General features: G+C 47.3%; 14 protein-coding genes and 1 pseudogene. 9 read left to right on the top strand and 6 right to left on the bottom strand.

The window, feature by feature from the left end; translation table 11 throughout:
• Positions 1–194: 194 nt before the first annotated feature.
• A complete protein-coding gene (locus MJO46_RS08255) occupies positions 195–998 on the top strand; it encodes a DUF1338 domain-containing protein (RefSeq protein WP_253988912.1) in 804 nt (267 codons plus the stop codon).
• 77 nt (positions 999–1,075) lie between these two features.
• Here MJO46_RS08255 and MJO46_RS08250 read toward each other — a convergent pair whose 3' ends face one another.
• The 4 genes from MJO46_RS08250 to crp all read right to left on the bottom strand — a co-directional run bounded on the left by MJO46_RS08250 (position 1,076) and on the right by crp (position 4,121).
• Positions 1,076–2,404 (bottom strand): ATP-binding protein, encoded by a 1,329-nt coding sequence (locus MJO46_RS08250; protein WP_253988911.1) that lies wholly within the window; start codon positions 2,402–2,404, stop codon positions 1,076–1,078.
• Positions 2,401–3,075 (bottom strand): response regulator transcription factor, encoded by a 675-nt coding sequence (locus MJO46_RS08245; protein ID WP_198782287.1) that lies wholly within the window; start codon positions 3,073–3,075, stop codon positions 2,401–2,403. The genes MJO46_RS08250 and MJO46_RS08245 overlap by 4 nt, the downstream gene beginning before the upstream one ends.
• Positions 3,056–3,403, bottom strand: a complete 348-nt coding sequence (locus tag MJO46_RS08240) for a PepSY domain-containing protein (RefSeq protein WP_113939135.1) — start codon at positions 3,401–3,403, stop codon at positions 3,056–3,058. The genes MJO46_RS08245 and MJO46_RS08240 overlap by 20 nt, the downstream gene beginning before the upstream one ends.
• A gap of 82 nt (positions 3,404–3,485) precedes the next feature.
• Complete coding sequence (gene crp, locus MJO46_RS08235; RefSeq protein WP_011070954.1) at positions 3,486–4,121, bottom strand: cAMP-activated global transcriptional regulator CRP; 636 nt, start codon at positions 4,119–4,121, stop codon at positions 3,486–3,488.
• Between the two features lie 401 nt (positions 4,122–4,522).
• Between crp and MJO46_RS08230 the strand changes: the two genes are divergently transcribed.
• Positions 4,523–5,302, top strand: coding sequence for a tetratricopeptide repeat protein (locus MJO46_RS08230; protein WP_198782288.1), 780 nt, complete (start codon positions 4,523–4,525; stop codon positions 5,300–5,302).
• 87 nt (positions 5,303–5,389) lie between these two features.
• Here the strand turns inward: MJO46_RS08230 and thpR are convergent, their stop codons facing one another.
• Entirely contained in the window at positions 5,390–5,947 is a 558-nt protein-coding gene (thpR, locus tag MJO46_RS08225; protein WP_253988910.1) for an RNA 2',3'-cyclic phosphodiesterase, read from the bottom strand.
• Positions 5,948–6,119: 172 nt separating this feature from the next.
• Between thpR and MJO46_RS08220 the strand changes: the two genes are divergently transcribed.
• The 4 genes from MJO46_RS08220 to MJO46_RS08205 all read left to right on the top strand — a co-directional run bounded on the left by MJO46_RS08220 (position 6,120) and on the right by MJO46_RS08205 (position 13,684).
• Entirely contained in the window at positions 6,120–8,339 is a 2,220-nt protein-coding gene (locus tag MJO46_RS08220; protein WP_253988909.1) for a bifunctional diguanylate cyclase/phosphodiesterase, read from the top strand.
• A gap of 83 nt (positions 8,340–8,422) precedes the next feature.
• Complete coding sequence (gene hrpB, locus MJO46_RS08215; RefSeq protein WP_253988908.1) at positions 8,423–10,918, top strand: ATP-dependent helicase HrpB; 2,496 nt, start codon at positions 8,423–8,425, stop codon at positions 10,916–10,918.
• Positions 10,919–10,998: 80 nt separating this feature from the next.
• Positions 10,999–13,305, top strand: coding sequence for a penicillin-binding protein 1B (gene mrcB, locus MJO46_RS08210; protein ID WP_253988907.1), 2,307 nt, complete (start codon positions 10,999–11,001; stop codon positions 13,303–13,305).
• Between the two features lie 100 nt (positions 13,306–13,405).
• Positions 13,406–13,684, top strand: coding sequence for a peptidylprolyl isomerase (locus tag MJO46_RS08205; protein ID WP_253988966.1), 279 nt, complete (start codon positions 13,406–13,408; stop codon positions 13,682–13,684).
• Between the two features lie 51 nt (positions 13,685–13,735).
• Here MJO46_RS08205 and MJO46_RS08200 read toward each other — a convergent pair.
• Positions 13,736–14,311: pseudogene (locus MJO46_RS08200) on the bottom strand (transposase).
• A 239-nt stretch (positions 14,312–14,550) separates the two neighbouring features.
• Here MJO46_RS08200 and MJO46_RS19980 point away from each other — a divergent pair.
• From MJO46_RS19980 to MJO46_RS08190, 3 genes are all read left to right on the top strand, one after another.
• Entirely contained in the window at positions 14,551–15,246 is a 696-nt protein-coding gene (locus MJO46_RS19980) for a PAS domain-containing protein (RefSeq protein WP_367880913.1), read from the top strand.
• 6 nt (positions 15,247–15,252) lie between these two features.
• Positions 15,253–16,104, top strand: coding sequence for a methyl-accepting chemotaxis protein (locus tag MJO46_RS19975; RefSeq protein ID WP_367880912.1), 852 nt, complete (start codon positions 15,253–15,255; stop codon positions 16,102–16,104).
• Positions 16,105–16,173: 69 nt separating this feature from the next.
• Positions 16,174–19,038, top strand: a complete 2,865-nt coding sequence (locus MJO46_RS08190) for an EAL domain-containing protein (protein ID WP_253988906.1) — start codon at positions 16,174–16,176, stop codon at positions 19,036–19,038.
• The last annotated feature ends 238 nt before the right edge of the window (positions 19,039–19,276 follow it).

Raw genomic sequence — 19,276 nt, 5'->3', positions numbered from 1 at the left:
GCGTTTTTGTTATCAATAAAATTAATTAATTGAAGTAAATAGGAGGAAGGGCGAATGCTCTTCCTTTTTTAATAACAGCAGTAACCTTATGTAGACTTTTACTGTCAGCCATAGTGGCAGTAGTCGTTAAGTCGTTACATCAGTGCTGCGGCAAACCCTATGAATCGCCGCGGGCACCGTAAGTGGAGTTTTTTATGAACACAGATATTAATGCGTTGTTTGCCGCTTTATGGCAAGACTATATCCAGATGACCCCTTCAGCGGCGAAAGTACACGCACTACTCGGTGATGGCAAGGCGATCATCAACGATCATATCGCCCTGCGTACTTTCAATATTGCTAAGGTGAATTTGGATGTGTTGGCGGCGCATTTCACCTCACTAGGTTATGTTGCCTGTGGTGACTATCAGTTTGAACAGAAGAAATTAATCGCTAAGCATTTTGAGCACCCTGACTCAACCCAGCCTAAAGTGTTTATCTCTGAGCTGCTGGTGGAAGAGTTTAGCCCTGCGTTGCAAGCGACCATTCAAGGTTTAATCGCCCAGGTGGATGATGCTGCAACAACGGCGGATAATTTTATCTATTCGGGTCGCCATTGGTCATTGGATTATCAAACCTATCAAGATCTGTTAGCCGAGAGCGAATACGCCGCTTGGGTGGCCGCGTTTGGTTACCGTGCGAACCATTTCACTGTGTCGGTCAATCATCTCGATGGTTATCATTCGCTGGAAATGGTAAATAACACCTTGAAACAGGTGGGATTTGTGCTTAATTCTGCGGGCGGTGAAATTAAAGGCTCGGCCGATGTGTTACTCGAACAGTCATCGACTATGGCCGATAAAATTGGGGTTGAATTCACTGATATGACGGTGGAAATCCCAAGCTGCTTCTACGAATTTGCCCTGCGTTATCCTAAAGCGAATGGCGAGCTTTATACCGGTTTTGTGGCAGCATCTGCCGATAAGATTTTTGAAAGCACAAACGTGAATAAAGCCTAAATTATTAAGGCGTTACCTAGATATGTGTATAAAAAAACGCCATCCTTTGATGGCGTTTTTTTATGGGGTAAACTGGGTTAGCTGAAGCGCAGTTCTATCCCAAGTCCCCCAAGGCGGGCGCTATGATTAAAGCTAAGCTCAATACAATATTGCTCGGCAATCTCCTTCACTATCGATAAACCTAAACCGTGTCCCATCACGGACTCATCGAGCCTTATGCCCCGCTGGGTGAGTTTATCCAATTCATTACCCGCGACACCCGGCCCATCATCGTCGATGCAGAGTAAGATCCGTTCCTGCTGACGGGATAGCTGCACGCTCACTCGGCTCTTGGCCCATTTAAAGGCGTTATCTAACAGATTGCCTAGGAGTTCCATGCCATCTTCGCGGTGGATGGGCAGGCGCTGTATATTGGGGTCTATTTCAAACTCACATTTAATCGATTTATGTCGATGAACCTTATGCAAGGTATTGGCAAGGCTGTGTAAATCCCTTGGGATCACCAATTGCGCGGCGGGGAGCATATCGCCGGTGATCCTGGCCGCGGCGAGCTTACGTTCGACCATCTTATGAATAGCATCTAGCTGTTGCTGTAGGGCAATAGCGGTGTCGGGATCCTTAAGGCCAAGGGCCTCAACCTGCTGTTGCATCACGGCTAATGGGGTTTTAAGCCCATGGCTCAAGTTGCCTAAATTATTACGACTACGTTTGATTTGTTTGGCTGTGTATTCGAGTAACTCATTGTAGGTTTTGGCTAGTGGCTGCACTTCGGGCGGGAGATGATTCAATTCTAACGCGTTGATTTCGCCTTCCTGCAGACGAGAAAGAGCATGCTGTATATGTTTAACGGGTTTAAAGGATTGCCTCAGGATCAGAAAGATCCCCGCGATCATCGCAACTAGCATCGCCAGATTGACCCCAAGTTTAGTACCGTACACCTCGCTAAACACCCGTCTGCCGATACTCAAATCTTGGGCAACGGTTAAGGTGGCTTTGACATTGGCACTGCTGGAATTTAACCCTAGGGACAACAATTGCATATCATTGTTTTTCGGCCCTTTTGCCTGCCATACTCGGGTCTGATTGGGGGCGAGTGGCTCGATATCTAACTGCATATCCCACAGGGATCGAGAACGGATGATTTCAGTAGGTAGGTTAAGCTGAAAATAGCGGCCAGAATAGGCGGGTTTGTAAAAGCTGGAAAGTTGGCTCTGATCTATGTGGATCTCCCCATTATTGATATGGGTGGCCAACATAATGTGTTCGAGATCTTCTTCTAACCGATTGATAATAGAGTCGTGGAAGGCTTGGCGCAGCATGGACTCAAACAATATGAGTCCAATGACAGTGCCTAACACTAATAAGCCCGTTAACCATAAACTGAGCTTAGTGCGAATGGAGATCATGCAGTGACGCCGTGGAAGATATAGCCTTGTCCGCGACGGGTTTCGATGGCGGTTTTGCCAAGCTTTTTACGCAGATGAGTCACATAGACTTCGACGACATTACTTTCTTTCTCATCGTCAAATTGATACAGCTTATCGGTCAGTTGTACTTTAGATAACAACTTCTTAGGCGACATTAGGAAGATCTTCAGTAGTCTAAATTCCATTGCTGTCAGCTCAAAAACGCGCTCGGCAACTTCCACAGTTTGTTCGGCTTCATCTAAGGTGACACCGCCATAACTCAGCTGTTTGCTTGAGGTATTTAAGCGGCCGTGGGCACGGTGGATCAAGGCTTGAATGCGCGCCAATAGCTCCTGAGTATGGAAGGGCTTACCTAAATAATCATCGGCGCCCGCATTAAAACCTTCGACTTTTTCATGCCACTGACTGCGCGCCGTTAGCATAATGACAGGGGTGCTGATGCCCTGATTACGCCAACCTTCGAGCAGTTCGAGCCCATTACCATCGGGTAGGCCTATATCTAAGATCACACAATCGTATTGGGTTTCTTTGATCAGATAATCGGCCTCAAGGGCTTTATCGGTAATATCAGTGACGTAGCCTGCGAGTTTGAGTTGTTTCTCCAACTCGGTGACTAGCATAGGGTTATCTTCAACGAGTAGCAGTTTCATGTTTTCGACATTCGCTCGGTAATGCTATGGAGTCCACGGGTTGACCATTAGTGGCATCGATACTCAGATTGACTATTTGGCCGCGCTGAACTTTGATTTGTAAATCATAACGCCATTTATGATCTTCTTGGTAGAGATGGGCGTCAATTAGTTCACCTTGGCAAAATTGGTTCACGACGCTAAGGGTGCCATTGAGCGACAGTATTTGCCCTGAGTTAACCAGTGCCTTAACTTGATAGTGTTCTAATTCAATGGGTTCAGCATTATTTATTGTTGGATACATCAATGTGAACAGACTGAAAAAACAGATAAAAAACAGCCGTTTCATTTGTGCTCCCCAATAAAAAATGGCCTAGAATTTATGCTAGGCCACTTTAATGAAGCAGGCTTAAATCAAGCTGAAGACTAACTTAACGGGTGCCGTAAACCACTATGGTTTTACCGTGTGCTTGGATCAAATTCTGCTCTTCGAGCATCTTTAAGATACGGCCCACAGTCTCACGGGAGCAACCGACGATCTGACCAATCTCCTGACGAGTGATCTTGATCTGCATGCCATCGGGATGCGTCATTGCATCTGGCTGCTTGGCTAAGTGCAATAGGGTTTGAGCAATGCGACCCGCCACATCCAGGAACGCTAAATTACCAACCTTCTGACTGGTGCTTTGCAGGCGATAGGCCATTTGCGCAGACAGTTTCATCAGAATTTCTGGGTTAACTTGGATTAGCTGTTTGAATTTCTTGTAAGAAATTTCAGCGATTTCACAGGCTTGTTTTGCGCGAACCCAAGCTGTACGCTCGGCTTGTTCTTCGAACAACCCTAGTTCACCGATAAAGTCGCCTTGATTAAGATACGAAAGGATCATCTCCTTACCTTCTTCATCTTTAATCAATACCGCAACAGAACCTTTTACTATGTAATAAAGGGTGTCTGAGTCTTCACCAGCATGGATAAGGGTACTCTTTGCGGGGTACTTATGAATGTGACAGTGTGATAAAAACCATTCCAAAGTTGGATCAGGTTTTGGCTTACCAATCAGAGCCATGTTGGTGTTCCTCGATTGATTAAAACGAAAGTAAGGATATTCTAAATAAGCATTTTACGTCAATCAAACTGATAAAAACTTGATGAAAGTCTTAGTTTAGAATCAACGAATAAATGCAATTAACTCTCTAAAATTAGAGCTCATTTTGCTACTTTAGTGATTTAAGTCAACTAAATCGGTGTGAAACTCATTGGATTCACCTAACTCTGTAGAGTTAATCACATCTTAGGAATCCTTTTATAACCTAAATAAAGAAAATAATGACCAATGTTGGGATTCATTCGGGCTATTTTAGTCTCTTCTGCTTCATTTAGTCCTGGGGTAAACGCGATTTTGGCTCGACTTATGGGCTAAATTCAGGCTAACTTTGTGGTGCGGTTGCTTTTCAGAGAGGTTAGGACGTGAAATACAAACAATGGGTTTTAGGTGCTGGTTTAGCTGTAGTCGCAGGACTCAGCACGGCGGCACACGCCTTTTCTATCCCACAGCCAGCAACTGAAATTGCGGCGAGTAAATTTGTGCATATTCAAGTACAGGCAGCGCAGGGCGATGCCGATGCTCAATTTTTACTGGGGCTGATGTATCTCTCCGGGCGTTTTGTCGCCCAGGAAATACCCTCTGGAGTGCATTGGATGTCGCTCGCCGCCGAGCAGCAACATGAGAAAGCCCAGCAAACTCTGGCGGATCTTTCCTTTGAAGGGCAATTAATTAAACGTGATTTAGCGGTCGCTGAGCATTGGTATAAGGCCATGGGTGAGCGTGGCAGTCGTTGGGCCCAGTTTCGATTAGGCTTTATTTATGCTTCTGGTGGTGATGGTGTCGCGCGCAATTGTGGTAAGGCGGTCGAGCAATTTACCCAAGTGGGAGATGATATTGCCCTAGGTAATGTGGCGTGGATTTTAGCAACCTGCCCAGAAGCCGAATATCGAGATGGCAATAAAGCGGTCGAGTTATCCCTACAGTTGCTTAAAGTGAACGAGAACGATCCGACAAACCTCGATAATCTCGCCGCCGCCTATGCAGAAATCGGGGATTTTGGTGCGGCAATTTCGACGCAACAAAAGGCTATAGAAGCATTAAAAATGAGCGCAGAGATCACCAAGACTGACGAGTTTATGCAGCGCCTACAGACCTATGAACAAAAGCGCGCCTACCGTGAAACTGTACGTTTGTTAGAATAAACCCGTTGCCGTTGTCGATGAAGATTATCTAGCCCGGATCCGTTCGGGCTATTTTTTTAGCAAATTCAAGCCTATTTCCCAAGTGGCTTATTTCCCAAGTGCCCAAGTGTGCAGCAGACGATATTCTACCCCCGACAGAGTGCTCGCCGAATGATATAAATGTAGGGCATCGGGCACTAAGGTGAGTTCGTTAAAGGGCATATTCGCTAATGAGCTTAAGCTGGTGTCTTGGGCTAGGCTGAGGTTTTTAGCCTTTCTAAATAAACTGATATGGGGGCGAAAAGCGTGCTCACTCACATGCAGCCCTAAATCGCGCGCTATGGCTTGGGTTTGCTCGGCCAATAGAGTTAGCTCAGCGCCAACCTCAGTCCCTTTCAAACAACAGACCTGTGCCTTTGGCCAGAGGGCGATTTGGTGAAGTCGAACACTCAATCTTGGCTTATCTAATACATCAAGCAAACTTATCAACTGTTGGCGTTGGGATTCTGTGGCCATACCGAGAAATGTGAGGGTCAAATGTAAGTTGGCCGCCGTGACACCCTTGGCCGTTGGATTAAGGCTGTTGATTAAGATGTGCTGTAATTGTCCCAGTTGCTGACGCTGTATTTCCGTCGGCGCAAACCCAAGAAATAATCGCTGTAACAAGTGTTTCTCCTTAGAATAGCAACCGAGATGTAAAGCATAAGCTATGCTTTTGTTCGATAGCGCTTTTATTATGCAATTGTATTGGTATACAAGCATTGTTCGCGTGAGCTTCTATACTCAGAGCATGGCAATATTACGTTAAATAGCGTTTTAGGTAAGGAAATACCTTTACATGTCAGATGGTTTAACAAATTCACTCCAACAGGCACTGGTGACCATTTTTAGCGAAACACCGCTAGAAACCTTAGAGCAAAACGTTGACCGCGCCCTAGAAACAATCACTCTACAACTCCATTGTGATGGGGTGTTTGTGTTGACTGGTAGCCAATCCCTCGACCATTTACGCACTCGCAATCTTTATCTCAAACCGCAATTTACCCAAGGGCAGCAGACCCGGGTCTGGCCTCTAGCGAGAATGCCCTTTTTCCGCTCCTTAGTGCGCAGTCCTCGGCTATTAAATCTCCCCGATGTGAATACACTGCCTGCGGATGCGCAGGCGGAACGAGCCCTGCTAAGGGACTGGAATGTTAAGAGTCTATTGGTATTACCCCCTGTGGTATTCGGCGAGACTCGGATTGCATTGGGGGCGGTAAACTGCTCCGAATGCTGTGAGTGGAGCGATGAATTTATCCATGAGTTTAACCATGCGGCAGTGATGATAGGCTCGGCCATGGAGCTGACCCGCATTGCCCACGATATGCTGGCGAGTGAGCATAAATACCGTGAAGTGTTTAACCAATTGCCCTTAGCCTGCGCCTTACTCGATAAACATAATCAACTGGCCATGTTGAATAAAGTGGCGCAGCAAACCCTGCCGGTGCAACACGGTTACGATCTATTTTGCATGGTGCGTGAAGAAGAGCACGCCATGCTGACTGATACTCTGCATATGGTGCGCGAGGGCGTGCTAGGCCAAGCTTGGTGCGAATTGCTGTTAAAATCGGTGCATCAACTGGATTGGTTGAGGTTAAGTTTTAGTCAGATCCACGGTGATAGGGATACGCTAGTGATGATTGCCGAAGATGTGAGTGAAAAATATCGCCTCGCCGATGAACTCTCCTTCCACGCCAATTACGATGCGCTGACGGGATTACCCAACCGTTTACACTTTGAGGCTCTGCTCGACAACCTCTTGCAAACTCGGGACGATATGCCCACCTGCGTGGCCTTTGTCGATGTCGATCAATTTCAAGTCATCAATAATATTAGCGGCCATCAAGCCGGTGATAAGCTATTGTGCCAATTGGCATTACGCCTTAAACAGTTAGTGCGTAAGGGCGATATTGTCGCGCGTTTAGGTGGCGATGAATTTGGCATTTTAATGCATTATTGCAATGTGGATTCGGCGCAGCATATCGCCACTCGGATCTGCACCCAACTGGCGAGCCATGAATTTGTGTGGGAAAACCGTTGCCATAATGTCAGCGTCAGCATGGGGATCGCTAAGTTCGACAAGTCGGCAACGGATATCTATACCGTGATGAGCCAAGCGGACGCCGCCTGCCGTCTTGCCAAGGATCAAGGCCGCAATGGTTGGCACTTATACAGCGCCAAAGATCCCAAAATGACCCGCCTCTACACTGAGATGATGGCCTCAGTGGATATTGTCAGCGCCTTAGCCCTTAATCAGTTCGAACTCTATTTTCAAACGATAGTGCCACTCAATCGTGTAGAGTCTGGGCTGCATTTGGAAATCCTGCTGCGAATGGTGCAGTCGAACGGCACTATTGTCTCTCCGGCGATTTTTCTGCCGGCCGCCGAGCGTTATAACTTAGCCTCTAAGGTCGACCTTTGGGTGATCGATAATTTACTCAAATGGGGAAGTTGCCATTTGGCGCTGTGGCAGCAGCTGGATTTAGTGTCGGTCAATCTGTCCGCCACTTCCTTAGGGGACCGCGAATTTATGAATTGGCTCGAAATGCGTCTGATGACGGAACCTGAGCTGGTGGATAAGTTGTGCATCGAGATCACCGAGACGGCCGCCGTGAGTCAGTTAGATCAAGCGACTAAACTGATTGAGGTCCTGCGTCCTCTTAAATGTAAATTAGCCCTCGATGACTTTGGTGCGGGGTTTTCAAGTTTTGCTTACCTTAAGCGTCTGAACGTGGATTTTGTCAAAGTGGATGGTCAGTTTGTGATTAACATTTGTGACGATCCCGCCGATCAGGCCATAGTCAAAGCGATCTGCCAACTAGGGCAAGATATGGGTTTCGATGTGATCGCCGAGTTTGTGGAATCCCAGGAAATAGGCCTTAAATTACAAGCCTTAGGAGTAGATTACGCCCAAGGTTATGCCATCAATAAACCCATGCGGTTATCTGAATTACGCTCGGGGCTGAGCCAACCTTGGTTACAGACCCATGATACCTTAGCGGCCTATATCAACCTTTAATCTGGATTAGGTGGGCACAAAATGGTACTTAAGGCAGATTCTTAGTACACTGACGGCCTATTTTGGCCTTAGACATCTGAGCTTTGAACTCTCTACCTATTCACTCTCTGTTAGCGCCGCTGCGCGCTGCATTTTCGACCCACGCCCAAGTGATCCTCGAGGCGCCAACGGGGGCGGGTAAATCTACCGCTCTGCCGCTGGCTATGCTCGATTGGCCTGAAATTCGCGGGCGAATTTTAATGTTAGAACCGCGCCGAGTCGCTGCCCGCAGTGTGGCGCATTATATTGCCAGTTGTCGACAACAGAGCGTCGGGCAAGAGGTTGGCTATAGAGTCCGCGGTGAGTCAAAGGTCAGTAGTAACACAAGGTTAGAGATAGTCACCGAAGGTATATTGACTAGGATGATCCAGCAAGATCCCGAGTTAACTGGGATTGAAATGATCATTTTTGACGAGATCCACGAGCGGCATTTGACCACCGACTTAGGCTTGGCCCTCGCCCTCGAAGTGCAAAGTTCCCTGAGGGACGATTTGAAGATATTAGCCATGTCGGCAACCCTGTCGGGGCTGGCACTCGGTGAGCTTATGCCCACTGCGGCGATTCTGCAGAGTGAAGGGCGCAGCTTTCCCGTTGACCTTGAATATCGCCCCGTCCCCAGCCAGCAGCTGTGGTTAGATCATCTTTGCCGCTGCGTGCTCGAGTTAGTCGGTTCGACAAGTGCTAGTGATCATCACGATGTATTAGTGTTTTTACCCGGTAAGGCGGAAATCCTAAAGTCGGCGCAGTATCTAGGTGAACGTCTCGATAGTGCGGCTTTTTTAATTTGCCCACTCTATGGTGAACTCTCTGGGGCCGAGCAGGATAATGCTATCCGAGCATCGCAGGAGGGGAAGCGTAAGATCGTGCTATCGACTAACGTGGCTGAGTCGAGTTTAACCATCGAAGGCATTGGTTTTGTTGTCGATAGTGGCTATAAACGCCAGGCAAGTTTTAACCCTAAAACCGGTGTGACCCGCTTAAGTCTTAAACGGATAAGCCAAGCCTCGGCGACGCAGCGCGCAGGCAGAGCCGGGCGTTTAGCCGCAGGCGTGTGTATTAGATTATGGAGCCAAGAAGAACAAGGGCGGATGTTAAAGGCCGATGAGCCCGAGATTAGCCAAGCGGATCTGGTCTCTATGGCACACGATTGCGCCTATTGGGGAGCAAAATCCTTTAACGACATGATGTTACTCACGCCGCCGCCCAGTGTGAATGAAACCCTAGCCTGGCAATTACTGCAGCGTTTAGGCATGGTCGATGCCCAACATAAGCTGACCGCCCATGGTAAGGCCGCCTATGAACTAGGTTGCCATCCCCGCCTTGCCCATATGCTGTTGATCGCAAAATCACTCAATGCAATGGAGCTAGGCAGTTTAGCCTGTTTGCTTGCGGGGATTTTAGAGGCGCGAGGATTACCTCGAAAGGGCGCAGATATGCTCAATTACCTACACTTTGCCTGCCAGGGGCAAGCGGGGCAACAGACAAAACAATGGCAGAAGAAGTTAGGATTAACCACAGACCTATCTAAGATCGCAACCCAAGCTCACCACAGCGATGTGGGATTATTGTTGGCCTTAGCCTATCCAGATCGCATTGCCAAAGCTCGTGGCGTTGAGGGTTATCAATTAGCCAATGGCACAGGCGTCGTGCTGGCGGCTGAAGATGCGCTGTCGCAAACACCTTGGCTGGTGGTGGCGGATTTTCAAGAAACCGAAGGCAGAAACGCAGGGCGGATCTATTTAGCGTCCAAACTAGAGCCCAGTTTATTTGATGGGACACTGAAATCCTTGCTCGAGCTGAGCGAACAATGCGGTTGGGATGAAGCCAAGGGGCGGGTAGTTGCCGAGCGGCAGTTTAAGATCGGCCAAATCGTCATAAAATCTGAGGTCATAGCCAAACCTGAACGCCCGCAAATTATTGCCGCATTACTGAATTACATTCGTCAGCAAGGTTTACAAATCCTCAATTGGAACGCTAACTTAGAGCAATTCCAGTCTAGGGTCCAACTGGCGAGAACGTTAGAGGCTAACGCAGATTGGCCCGATATAAGCGATGCTGCGCTCTTGGCGAGCCTTGAAACTTGGCTGGCGCCATACCTCGAAAATGTGAATAATCTGCCGCAATTACAGAAACTCGATTGCTTTAGCTTTATCGCCAATAGGCTGAGTTGGCAACAGCAACAGGCGCTCGACGCCCTATTGCCGACCTCATGGCCGTTAGCGACGGGGACTTTTGCGCCGATAGTGTATGAGGCATCGGGGCGAGCCTTGCTGAGGGTAAGATTGCAGGAAACCTTTGGCATGGCCCAAAGCCCAATGCTCGCACAGGGGAAACTGAAGGTGACCATGGAATTATTGTCACCCGCCCAGCGACCCTTAGCCCTAACGGCGGATTTAGCCAGTTTTTGGCAGGGCCCCTATGTTGAAGTGAAGAAGGAAATGCGCGGCCGATATCCAAAACACCTGTGGCCGGATGATCCCGCGAATACCTTACCCACAAAATTTACCAAGAAAAAAACCTTGGGTTTATCCCAGTCATAGCGTTTAGACTGCTTTGATAAACAACACAGGCGTGTTGTGACTGTGACTGAAGCCTTTAATGCCGTAATGATGAAGTAGATATGACAACTAAGACGACAAAAAAAACACCTGCCCAGCGCCAAACTAAGCGTAGTCGCGGATTGTTTGGACGGATCTGGTCGCTCACTTGGAAGCTCGCCTTGGTCGTGCTTGCGGTGGTGACCTTTTACAGTATTTACCTCGACCAAGTGATTGCCCGAAAATTCGAGGGACAAAAATGGCATCTCCCTGCCCAGGTCTTTAGTCGCTCTATGGCCCTGTATCCCGGTGCTGCCGTGAGTCATCCGCAGCTGATGGCGGAACTTAAGCTATTGGGTTATCGCAAGGTGGCTAATCCGCGTCAAGTCGGTGAGTTTTCCGCATCGAGTACCCGTATCGAATTGTGGCGTCGGCCATTTTTGCACCCAGAGGGCGATCAAGCCGAGCAAAGGGTGATGATTAGTTTCGATAGTGACGGCGTGAGCTCGGTGGCGCGCATGGAAGACAAACGCCAGTTGGCGGTGTTCCACCTCGAACCTGTGCTGCTCGATAGGATTATCGCCGGCGATGGTGAAGATCGGCTATTTGTCCCCACAGATGAAATGCCAAAACTCATAGTGCAGGCATTATTGCTGGTGGAAGACCGGAGTTTTTACGAACACCACGGGGTGAATCCCTTTGCCATCGTTCGCGCCGCCTTTGTTAATTTAAGCGCCGGGCGTACAGTGCAGGGCGGTTCGACTCTCACCCAGCAGCTGGCGAAAAACTTCTTCCTCTCCAGTGAGCGCTCCTTACTGCGCAAGGTGCGGGAAGCCTTAATGGCGGTGATTATCGATTTCCGTTATAGCAAAGACGAAATCCTCGAAGCCTATTTGAATGAAGTTTATATGGGCCAAGATAAATCCCGCGCCGTCCACGGTATGGGGCTGGCGTCGCAGTTTTATTTTGGTCGCCCAATCGGTGAATTAACCACGGCGCAGCAAGCATTTTTAGTAGCAGCGATTAAGGGGCCTTCCTATTACAACCCGTGGAAATACCCAGAACGTAGCCAAGAGCGACGCGATCTTGTGCTGCGTCTATTGATGGAGGCAGGCGAGTTAAATACGGCCCAATATAAAGTCGCAGTCGAGTCGCCGCTGGGGTTACGTAATCAGAATAAACCTGTGCATCAAAAGTTACCCGCCTTTTATGCGCTGGTAAAACAAGAGCTTGTTGAGCGTTACGGCGATGAGCTATTGAAACAGTCTGGGGTGAAAATCTATACAACCCTAGATCCTATGGCCCAGGAAGCCGCCGAAAAAGCCGTGACACAAACCTTTAAAAGCTTAGATAAAGGCAATAAATCCCTGCAGATCGGTATGGTCGTCACCGATAAATACACAGGTGGTATTGCGGCTATGGTGGGGGATAAAACCCCAGGATTCGATGGTTTTAACCGTGCGGTAGAAATTCGTCGCCCCATAGGCTCATTAATTAAGCCCTTTGTGTATGCGACGGCGCTGACTCCTAACAGTAAGTTTACCCTAGCGACACCACTTAAGGATCAGCCTATTACCCTGAAGAATGAGCAAGGTAAGACGTGGTCGCCGCAGAATTTTGATAAGTCCTTTAGCGGCCAAGTACCGTTATTAACGGCGTTAAAGAAATCCATGAACGTGCCAACGGTTAATCTCGGGATTGCGGTCGGTGTTGGGGCTGTGGCGACAACGCTGGCCAAATCGGGTTGGGAAGAACCCCTAAACGAGTACCCGTCTATGCTATTAGGGGCGGTGAATGGCTCGCCATTAATGGTGGCACAGGTCTATCAAACCCTTGCCGATAATGGGACTTACCGTAAACTCACAACTGTCACCGCCGTGCTCGATAGTCACAATCAGCCCTTACCTGTGACCCGTTTAGCGAAGGAGCAGGCCATAGCTCCCGAGACGGATTTTCTGGTGCAATATGCGATGCAACAGGTGGTGCGCTCAGGGACTGCGACCCGTTTAGGCAATGCCTTCCCTGGTGTCGCCCTTGCGGGAAAAACCGGCACCAGTAACGACAGTCGTGACTCTTGGTTTGCTGGATTTGATGAACGTAACGTGGCTGCCATTTGGGTTGGACGGGACGATAACGGAAAAACCAGCCTCTATGGTAGCAGCGGCGCTATGGCCGTTTATCAGTCTTTCTTAAATGAGCGCCCGCCCATTGGCTTACGCTCTATCCCTGTGCCTGGTGTCGTACAAGGTTATTTTGACCGCGATACCGGAATAGCGAAGGAAGCGGGTTGCAGCCAGGTTATTGCGCTTCCTGCATTAAAGGGCACTTACAATCCGGCGGTAAACTGCGGTGAGCCATTGCAGTGGTGGCAGAAAATTTTAGGCCAATAAGCTGCTCTAAGTGAATGAAAGTCAGTAAATAAATGAGTCGACCCATGGCATTAGTCCTAAAGCCTTTGCCATGGGTTGCAACTTCGAGGATGTGAACATGATATATAAAACCGCCGCCGCAGTGCATATTTTAGTCAAGCACAAAGAACAGGCGGAAGACATTATCAAGCAATTGAATAATGGGGCTAATTTTGCGGCACTGGCGAAGCGTTTCTCCTCTTGCCCTTCGGCGAAAAAAGGCGGCGATCTAGGCGAGTTTAAAAAAGGCCAAATGGTGCCCCAATTCGATAAGGTCGCATTTTCGGGGGAGTTATTAGTGCCGCACTTAGTGAAAACTAAGTTTGGCTGGCATGTGGTTAAAATACTCTATCGAACATGATTTCGGCGCGGTTCTAAAGCAATCGGATATTTCAATCGGTTTATGTAATGGTCAACTAAATTTGGCCACAACTTTAGAATCTTCCCAAAATCGTCGCTCTGATTCATTTGGGCTCAATCCTGCATTGTAATGATGTGGCCTGACTTCACAGTAATAACCAATGATGTAATCAGTCACATCTTGTTTAGCTTCACTAAAGCTCTTGTAGCCTTGTGTCGGGAGCCATTCCGTTTTTAAATCGCTCCATTGGTACATTATTCCAGCAGTTACCGCGACGGCTCATGCTCTGAGTGATTTGATATTTCCACAACCGTTAACTGCTCCGGTTCACGTTGAATACGTGGCATAACACTGAAATAGGGTATTTTTAGGATTTCTTTCTCGAGATTAATCCGTTCAATTTCACGTTTAAGTGCCCTGATTTCAATCTGCTCAGGTGTCATGGGTGAAGTTTTAGGAGCAAGCCCTTGGCGCTCAATTTGAAACTGTGTTACCCACTTACTGACCGTCGATTTACCCACGTTCATGGCTTTTGCCGCTGCTTCTTGTGTAGCCTTGATCAACAACTAGTTGAGCGGTTTCGAGCTTAATGGCGGCGCTATATCGTGCACGTTTACTTTTATTCATGTTGTCACCTAAATGGGTTATGAGGGGAGCATAACATTTCTTACTCGGTGGCCAAATTCAGTGTGCCACTACAAAGCGCTAGGGCATAAGTGATTTACACACTTTTGTACATTTCCTCACGTTTATATGATTTATCATCCTTAAGTTATATTAACTAAAACTGATAAATAATTAAGATGTTATCTATAATTAAGCTGTTATCACCACTTCACTCCTATAAAAACTCATAAGGTTGCAGAATGCGAAATAATCAACCAGTCAGCCTAATAGAAAAAACCTTTGATAGTAAAATCCATCTGATTTCAGTCACTGATCTCAATGGCAATATTACGGATTGTAATGATGCCTTTGTTGATATTAGTGGGTTTGAAAAACATGAGCTAATAGGTCAGCCCCACAATATAGTGCGCCATCCGGATATGCCGCCAGAAGCATTTAGAATAATGTGGAGCTATCTGAAAAATGGCAAACCCTGGATGGGATTAGTGAAGAATCGCCGCAAAAATGGGGATTTTTATTGGGTTGACGCTTATGTCACGCCAGTGACCGAGCGTGGTAAAATCGTGGGCTTTGAGTCTGTCCGTAGTTGTCCAAAGAGACAAGATGTAGAACGTGCGGAAAAACTGTATTCACGTCTCAAACAAGGTAAAACCGAGGCGAAACAGATTCCATCATGGATTGGATACCTGCTGCTTGTCGTTATGTTAGCGATGTCGCTGCTACTGCATATGCTTGGCAATACTCAGATTGGTTTTGCTGTTGCAATTGTCTGTCCACTGATCTTTGCATTGTGGGTATATAAAGAAAAAAAATCGACCCAGAACTCTTTACAAGGTTTACTGAGTAAAAGTTTTAGTCATCCACTAGCGGCAAAGAGTTATACTGATGACCCATTAGATTTAGGCCTGCTCAAAGTCGGTATTATAAGCCAATAGGCTCATATGAATACTGTTATTACTCGGATAGAAAATGCCGCAGAAAATGTTGCTAGAGAATCTAGGATTGGGGATAAACTTACTCAAAAAACCTCTGCCGATATTGAACGTCAACAATCTGAGACTCTTCAAGTCGCCACCGCAATGAACGAAATGACGATGACTATTTCTGAGGTGGCTAAGCATGTTAGCGAAACGGCAACCCATGCCGATACTGCCAGTGCGTTGGCCGTACAGGGTAATCAAGTTGCAGATCTCACTCGCTCATCAATTGAGAAATTAAAGGATACGGTTGAGGCTATTAGCCGCTCGGTATCCGAAGTCGCCGATGAAACTAAGAGAATCGCGACTGCAGCGCAAATGATCGAACAAATCGCCGAGCAAACGAATTTACTCGCGCTTAATGCTGCGATAGAGGCGGCTCGTGCGGGTGAACAGGGGCGCGGTTTTGCCGTGGTTGCCGATGAAGTCAGAAACTTAGCTAAGCGTACCCAAGAATCAACCCATGAGATTTATACTATCGTTAGTGGGCTGACAAAAAGTGCACAAGATGCGGTTTTAACTGCCGATCTCGGTACACAGGCGGCAGCTGAAGGTTTGGATAAAGTATTGGATAATGCACAAATGTTAAGTGGTATTTCTGCGGCTGTGCGCCAAATTGCGGATATGTCTACTCAGATGGCATCGGCGGTTGAGGAGCAAGCACATGTTGCCGAAGACATCAACCGTCAAGTCGTTAGCATTTCGGATTTAGCCACACAGAGTGCCGAGAGCGCCAAAGATACAGCACAGGCAATAAGTACACTGCTTAATATCTCTGATGATTTGCATGAGCTGGTTGTGCGTTTTCGTAGGTAACAATCCCTGTTTTTATATGATGCATATTCGAGTGAGATAGATGGTGAATCGATGAGCGAAGTTAGATTGATGAATATAAGGAATGTAACTTTTCTTGCTGTCACTTTGATTCTATTTGGATTTGCTATCTCTCCCCTAGGTACATCCTTTAATGGCTTTAACCGCGACAGCTATATTATTTCGCACTTGAGTATTGAATTACTGTCCATCTTTGTATTTGCTTCCTGTGTTGTGATCGTATTGCAACCCCTTCATAAAGCGCAAAGTTATTACACTAATACCATTATTATCGGTTTTACCGCGGTGGCACTGTTAGATTTTATTCATGCCATTTCCTATGCGGGGATGCCCAACTTTCTTTCCGAAAGTTCGACACCTAAATCGATATTTTTTTGGTTGGCCGCCCGCTATATCGAACTGATAACCTTTATTTTAATCGCTGTGAAAGTCCGTTTACGGGGTACTAAGGCCCTGTGGGCGCTGATGGGACTCTTGGTTAGTTTAGTGGTGATGTATGTGGGGTCGTATTATCTGCCACTCTTCCCCGAAACCTTTGTACCGGGCGTTGGTGTAACCTCATTTAAGAAAAACTGCGAATACCTATTGTTTTTGGGCAATGCCCTACTGACAGGATGGTTCTTGGTTCAGTATTACAGGACTCGGTTATCCCAGCATTTACTATTTGCCGCATCGGCTTACAGCATGGCGCTTTGCTCGCTCAGTCTTACGGGGTATGTCGCCGCCAGCGATATGTCACTTTTTGTCGGCCATATCTTAAAGATAACCTCAGCATTATTGATTTATAAGAGTATTTTTTGGACGGAGCTGGAAAAACCCTATAACCAGCTCCATATGGCAGAGATGCGCTCCGCTAGGAATGAGCGTGAACTCGATACCATTTTGAGCAATTTGCCGATCGGGGTCATTCGCTTCGATCCCTCGTTTGATTACCGCTATATCAACCGCTTTATGGCGGACTTTTCCGATACGATGCAGGGATCTCTGCCCGATGCTCATATCCCAAATAACTTTCTTGCGGATTTTGGTGATAGTTGCCGGCAAGATATGGCGTTAGCGTTTACCGGGCAGGCGATCGAGTTTGAACACTGCGTGATAAAGCCCGACGGTACAACGGCCTATTGCATGGTAAAGGCCGTTCCTGAACAACAAGCCGATGGCAGGATAGATTCAGTGCTGTGTTTGGTCAGCGATATCACCACGAAAGTCGTCGCCGAAAATGAAAAACGACTGGCGATGAAGGAAATGGAAGAGCTTAGAACCGCCTTGGACGAACACGCGATCGTGGCTTTTACCGACGCCAAAGGGGTTATCACTTCGGTCAATGATAAATTTTGCAGTATCTCTGGCTATTCGCGCCAGGAGTTAATAGGTAAAACCCATAGAGTTATCAACTCAGGCTATCATGCACCTGCCTTTTTTAAGGAAATGTGGCAAACCATTAGCCGGGGTCAATTTTGGCATGGTGAGGTGTGCAATCGTGCCAAAGAGGGATCCCTGTATTGGGTTAGCACGACTATTGTGCCCTTTGTCGGCGAGCAAGGTAAAATTCTGCAATATATCGCCATCCGAGCGGATATCACTGAGCAAAAATTAGCAGAGCAAGAGGCGAAACGGCTCGCCCTGTTCGATGACTTAACCGGGTTACCAAACCGCCGCTTTCTTCAAGAGAAAATCGGCGAGTTGTGCAGCGCTAAAGCAGGGGTGAGTTTTCATGCACTCATGCTATTGGACCTTGATAACTTTAAAGATATCAATGATTCATTCGGCCATGGGATTGGTGATGATTTGCTGAAACAAGTGGCGCATCGCATTCAGCAGTTTACTAACTCGGCGGTTAATTGTGCCAGACTCGGTGGGGATGAGTTTGTGCTCTTGCTGACAGAGTTAGGGGAGAGCCAAGCGCAAACGCTGGGATATCTACTGCAAATGGCCCAAAATATTTGCACCTTCCTCGCCGAGCCATACCAACTCAGTGGCAAGCTTGTTAGAACTTCCGCCAGTATAGGGGTCAGTATTTTTAGCAACGACGTTGAAAGTCCCTCCGAGATACTCAAGCAAGCCGATATCGCACTATATCAATCTAAGGCTAATGGGCGTAATTGTGTGACCTTTTTTGATCCTGTGCTGCAAAGGGCTATGGACCGTCGTAATGAAACACTTAGGGAATTAAAAACCGCCATTGAACGGGATGAACTCTCACTACATTATCAGCCGGTAGTTAACGCTAATAATAGGATTAAAGGTGTCGAAGCCTTAGTCCGTTGGCATAGCCCTAGTTTAGGCCCTATTTCCCCTGAGGTGTTTATTCCACTGGCAGAAGAAAGCACGCTGATCTTGGATATAGGCCAATGGGTGCTGAGTACGGCATGTAAACAAATCCATGATTGGCGTTCACATCCAACACGCAAACATTGGGTGGTCGCGGTTAATGTGAGTGCTAAACAGTTGCAACGGGAAAATTTTGTTGCCTCTGTCGTTGCCACCGTAAATCAATATGCCATTTCACCAGCGAGCTTACAGCTGGAGATCACTGAGAGCATGTTGCAGGACGACATTAAAAATACCACCTTAGCGATGGCGGAGCTTAAAGCGCTGGGAATTAGATTCTCCCTAGATGACTTTGGTACTGGTTATTCCTCGCTAAATTATCTCACTAAGCTGCCGATCAACACCCTTAAGATTGACCGTTCGTTTGTCGACCGTATGCTTCAGAGCCCTGAAGATGCCAGCGTCGTTAAGACGATTCTTTCCTTAGCGAGCAGTCTGGGACTCGATGTGGTCGCCGAAGGTGTTGAAACCGAAGCCCAATTTATGTTTTTGAAGCAACAGCATTGCCCGCACTTCCAAGGTTATCTGTTTTCTAAACCTGTCAGTCCAGAGCATTTACCCGAAGATGAAAGTGTAGCTGTCTAATCTACAGGCAATACTCGTATTGTTAACTCACCTCTGCTTATTTTTGTGCCATTACTAGGGATTATGTGCAGATGCGCCATTTCTGCCTTGTCCCTACCCGTCGTCATCGCTATTTCATATCGTCGAGTCTGTACGGATACTGTTGTCTTTAGATTTTAAATAGGTATTAAGCTTGTTAATGGTGTGTACACTTTTGGACAGTTTGTGTTCGATTTATGACGTAGGCTAATGCGGTTGG

The organism is Shewanella sp. KJ2020, from assembly GCF_024197625.1.
Taxonomy (GTDB): Bacteria; Pseudomonadota; Gammaproteobacteria; order Enterobacterales; family Shewanellaceae; genus Shewanella.
Note: the sequence above shows the minus strand (reverse complement) of the source record. Positions and strands in the feature narration are given on the sequence as shown.

What these genes read in the sequence shown, in the direction of transcription:
- mrcB (WP_253988907.1), top strand. Translation starts at nt 10,999, where the DNA reads ATGACAACTAAGACGACAAAAAAAACACCTGCCCAGCGCCAAACTAAG.
- MJO46_RS08245 (WP_198782287.1), bottom strand. Translation starts at nt 3,075, where the DNA reads ATGAAACTGCTACTCGTTGAAGATAACCCTATGCTAGTCACCGAGTTG.
- MJO46_RS08190 (WP_253988906.1), top strand. Translation starts at nt 16,174, where the DNA reads ATGAATATAAGGAATGTAACTTTTCTTGCTGTCACTTTGATTCTATTT.
- MJO46_RS08220 (WP_253988909.1), top strand. Translation starts at nt 6,120, where the DNA reads ATGTCAGATGGTTTAACAAATTCACTCCAACAGGCACTGGTGACCATT.
- MJO46_RS08240 (WP_113939135.1), bottom strand. Translation starts at nt 3,403, where the DNA reads ATGAAACGGCTGTTTTTTATCTGTTTTTTCAGTCTGTTCACATTGATG.
- MJO46_RS08250 (WP_253988911.1), bottom strand. Translation starts at nt 2,404, where the DNA reads ATGATCTCCATTCGCACTAAGCTCAGTTTATGGTTAACGGGCTTATTA.
- MJO46_RS19980 (WP_367880913.1), top strand. Translation starts at nt 14,551, where the DNA reads ATGCGAAATAATCAACCAGTCAGCCTAATAGAAAAAACCTTTGATAGT.
- crp (WP_011070954.1), bottom strand. Translation starts at nt 4,121, where the DNA reads ATGGCTCTGATTGGTAAGCCAAAACCTGATCCAACTTTGGAATGGTTT.
- MJO46_RS19975 (WP_367880912.1), top strand. Translation starts at nt 15,253, where the DNA reads ATGAATACTGTTATTACTCGGATAGAAAATGCCGCAGAAAATGTTGCT.
- MJO46_RS08255 (WP_253988912.1), top strand. Translation starts at nt 195, where the DNA reads ATGAACACAGATATTAATGCGTTGTTTGCCGCTTTATGGCAAGACTAT.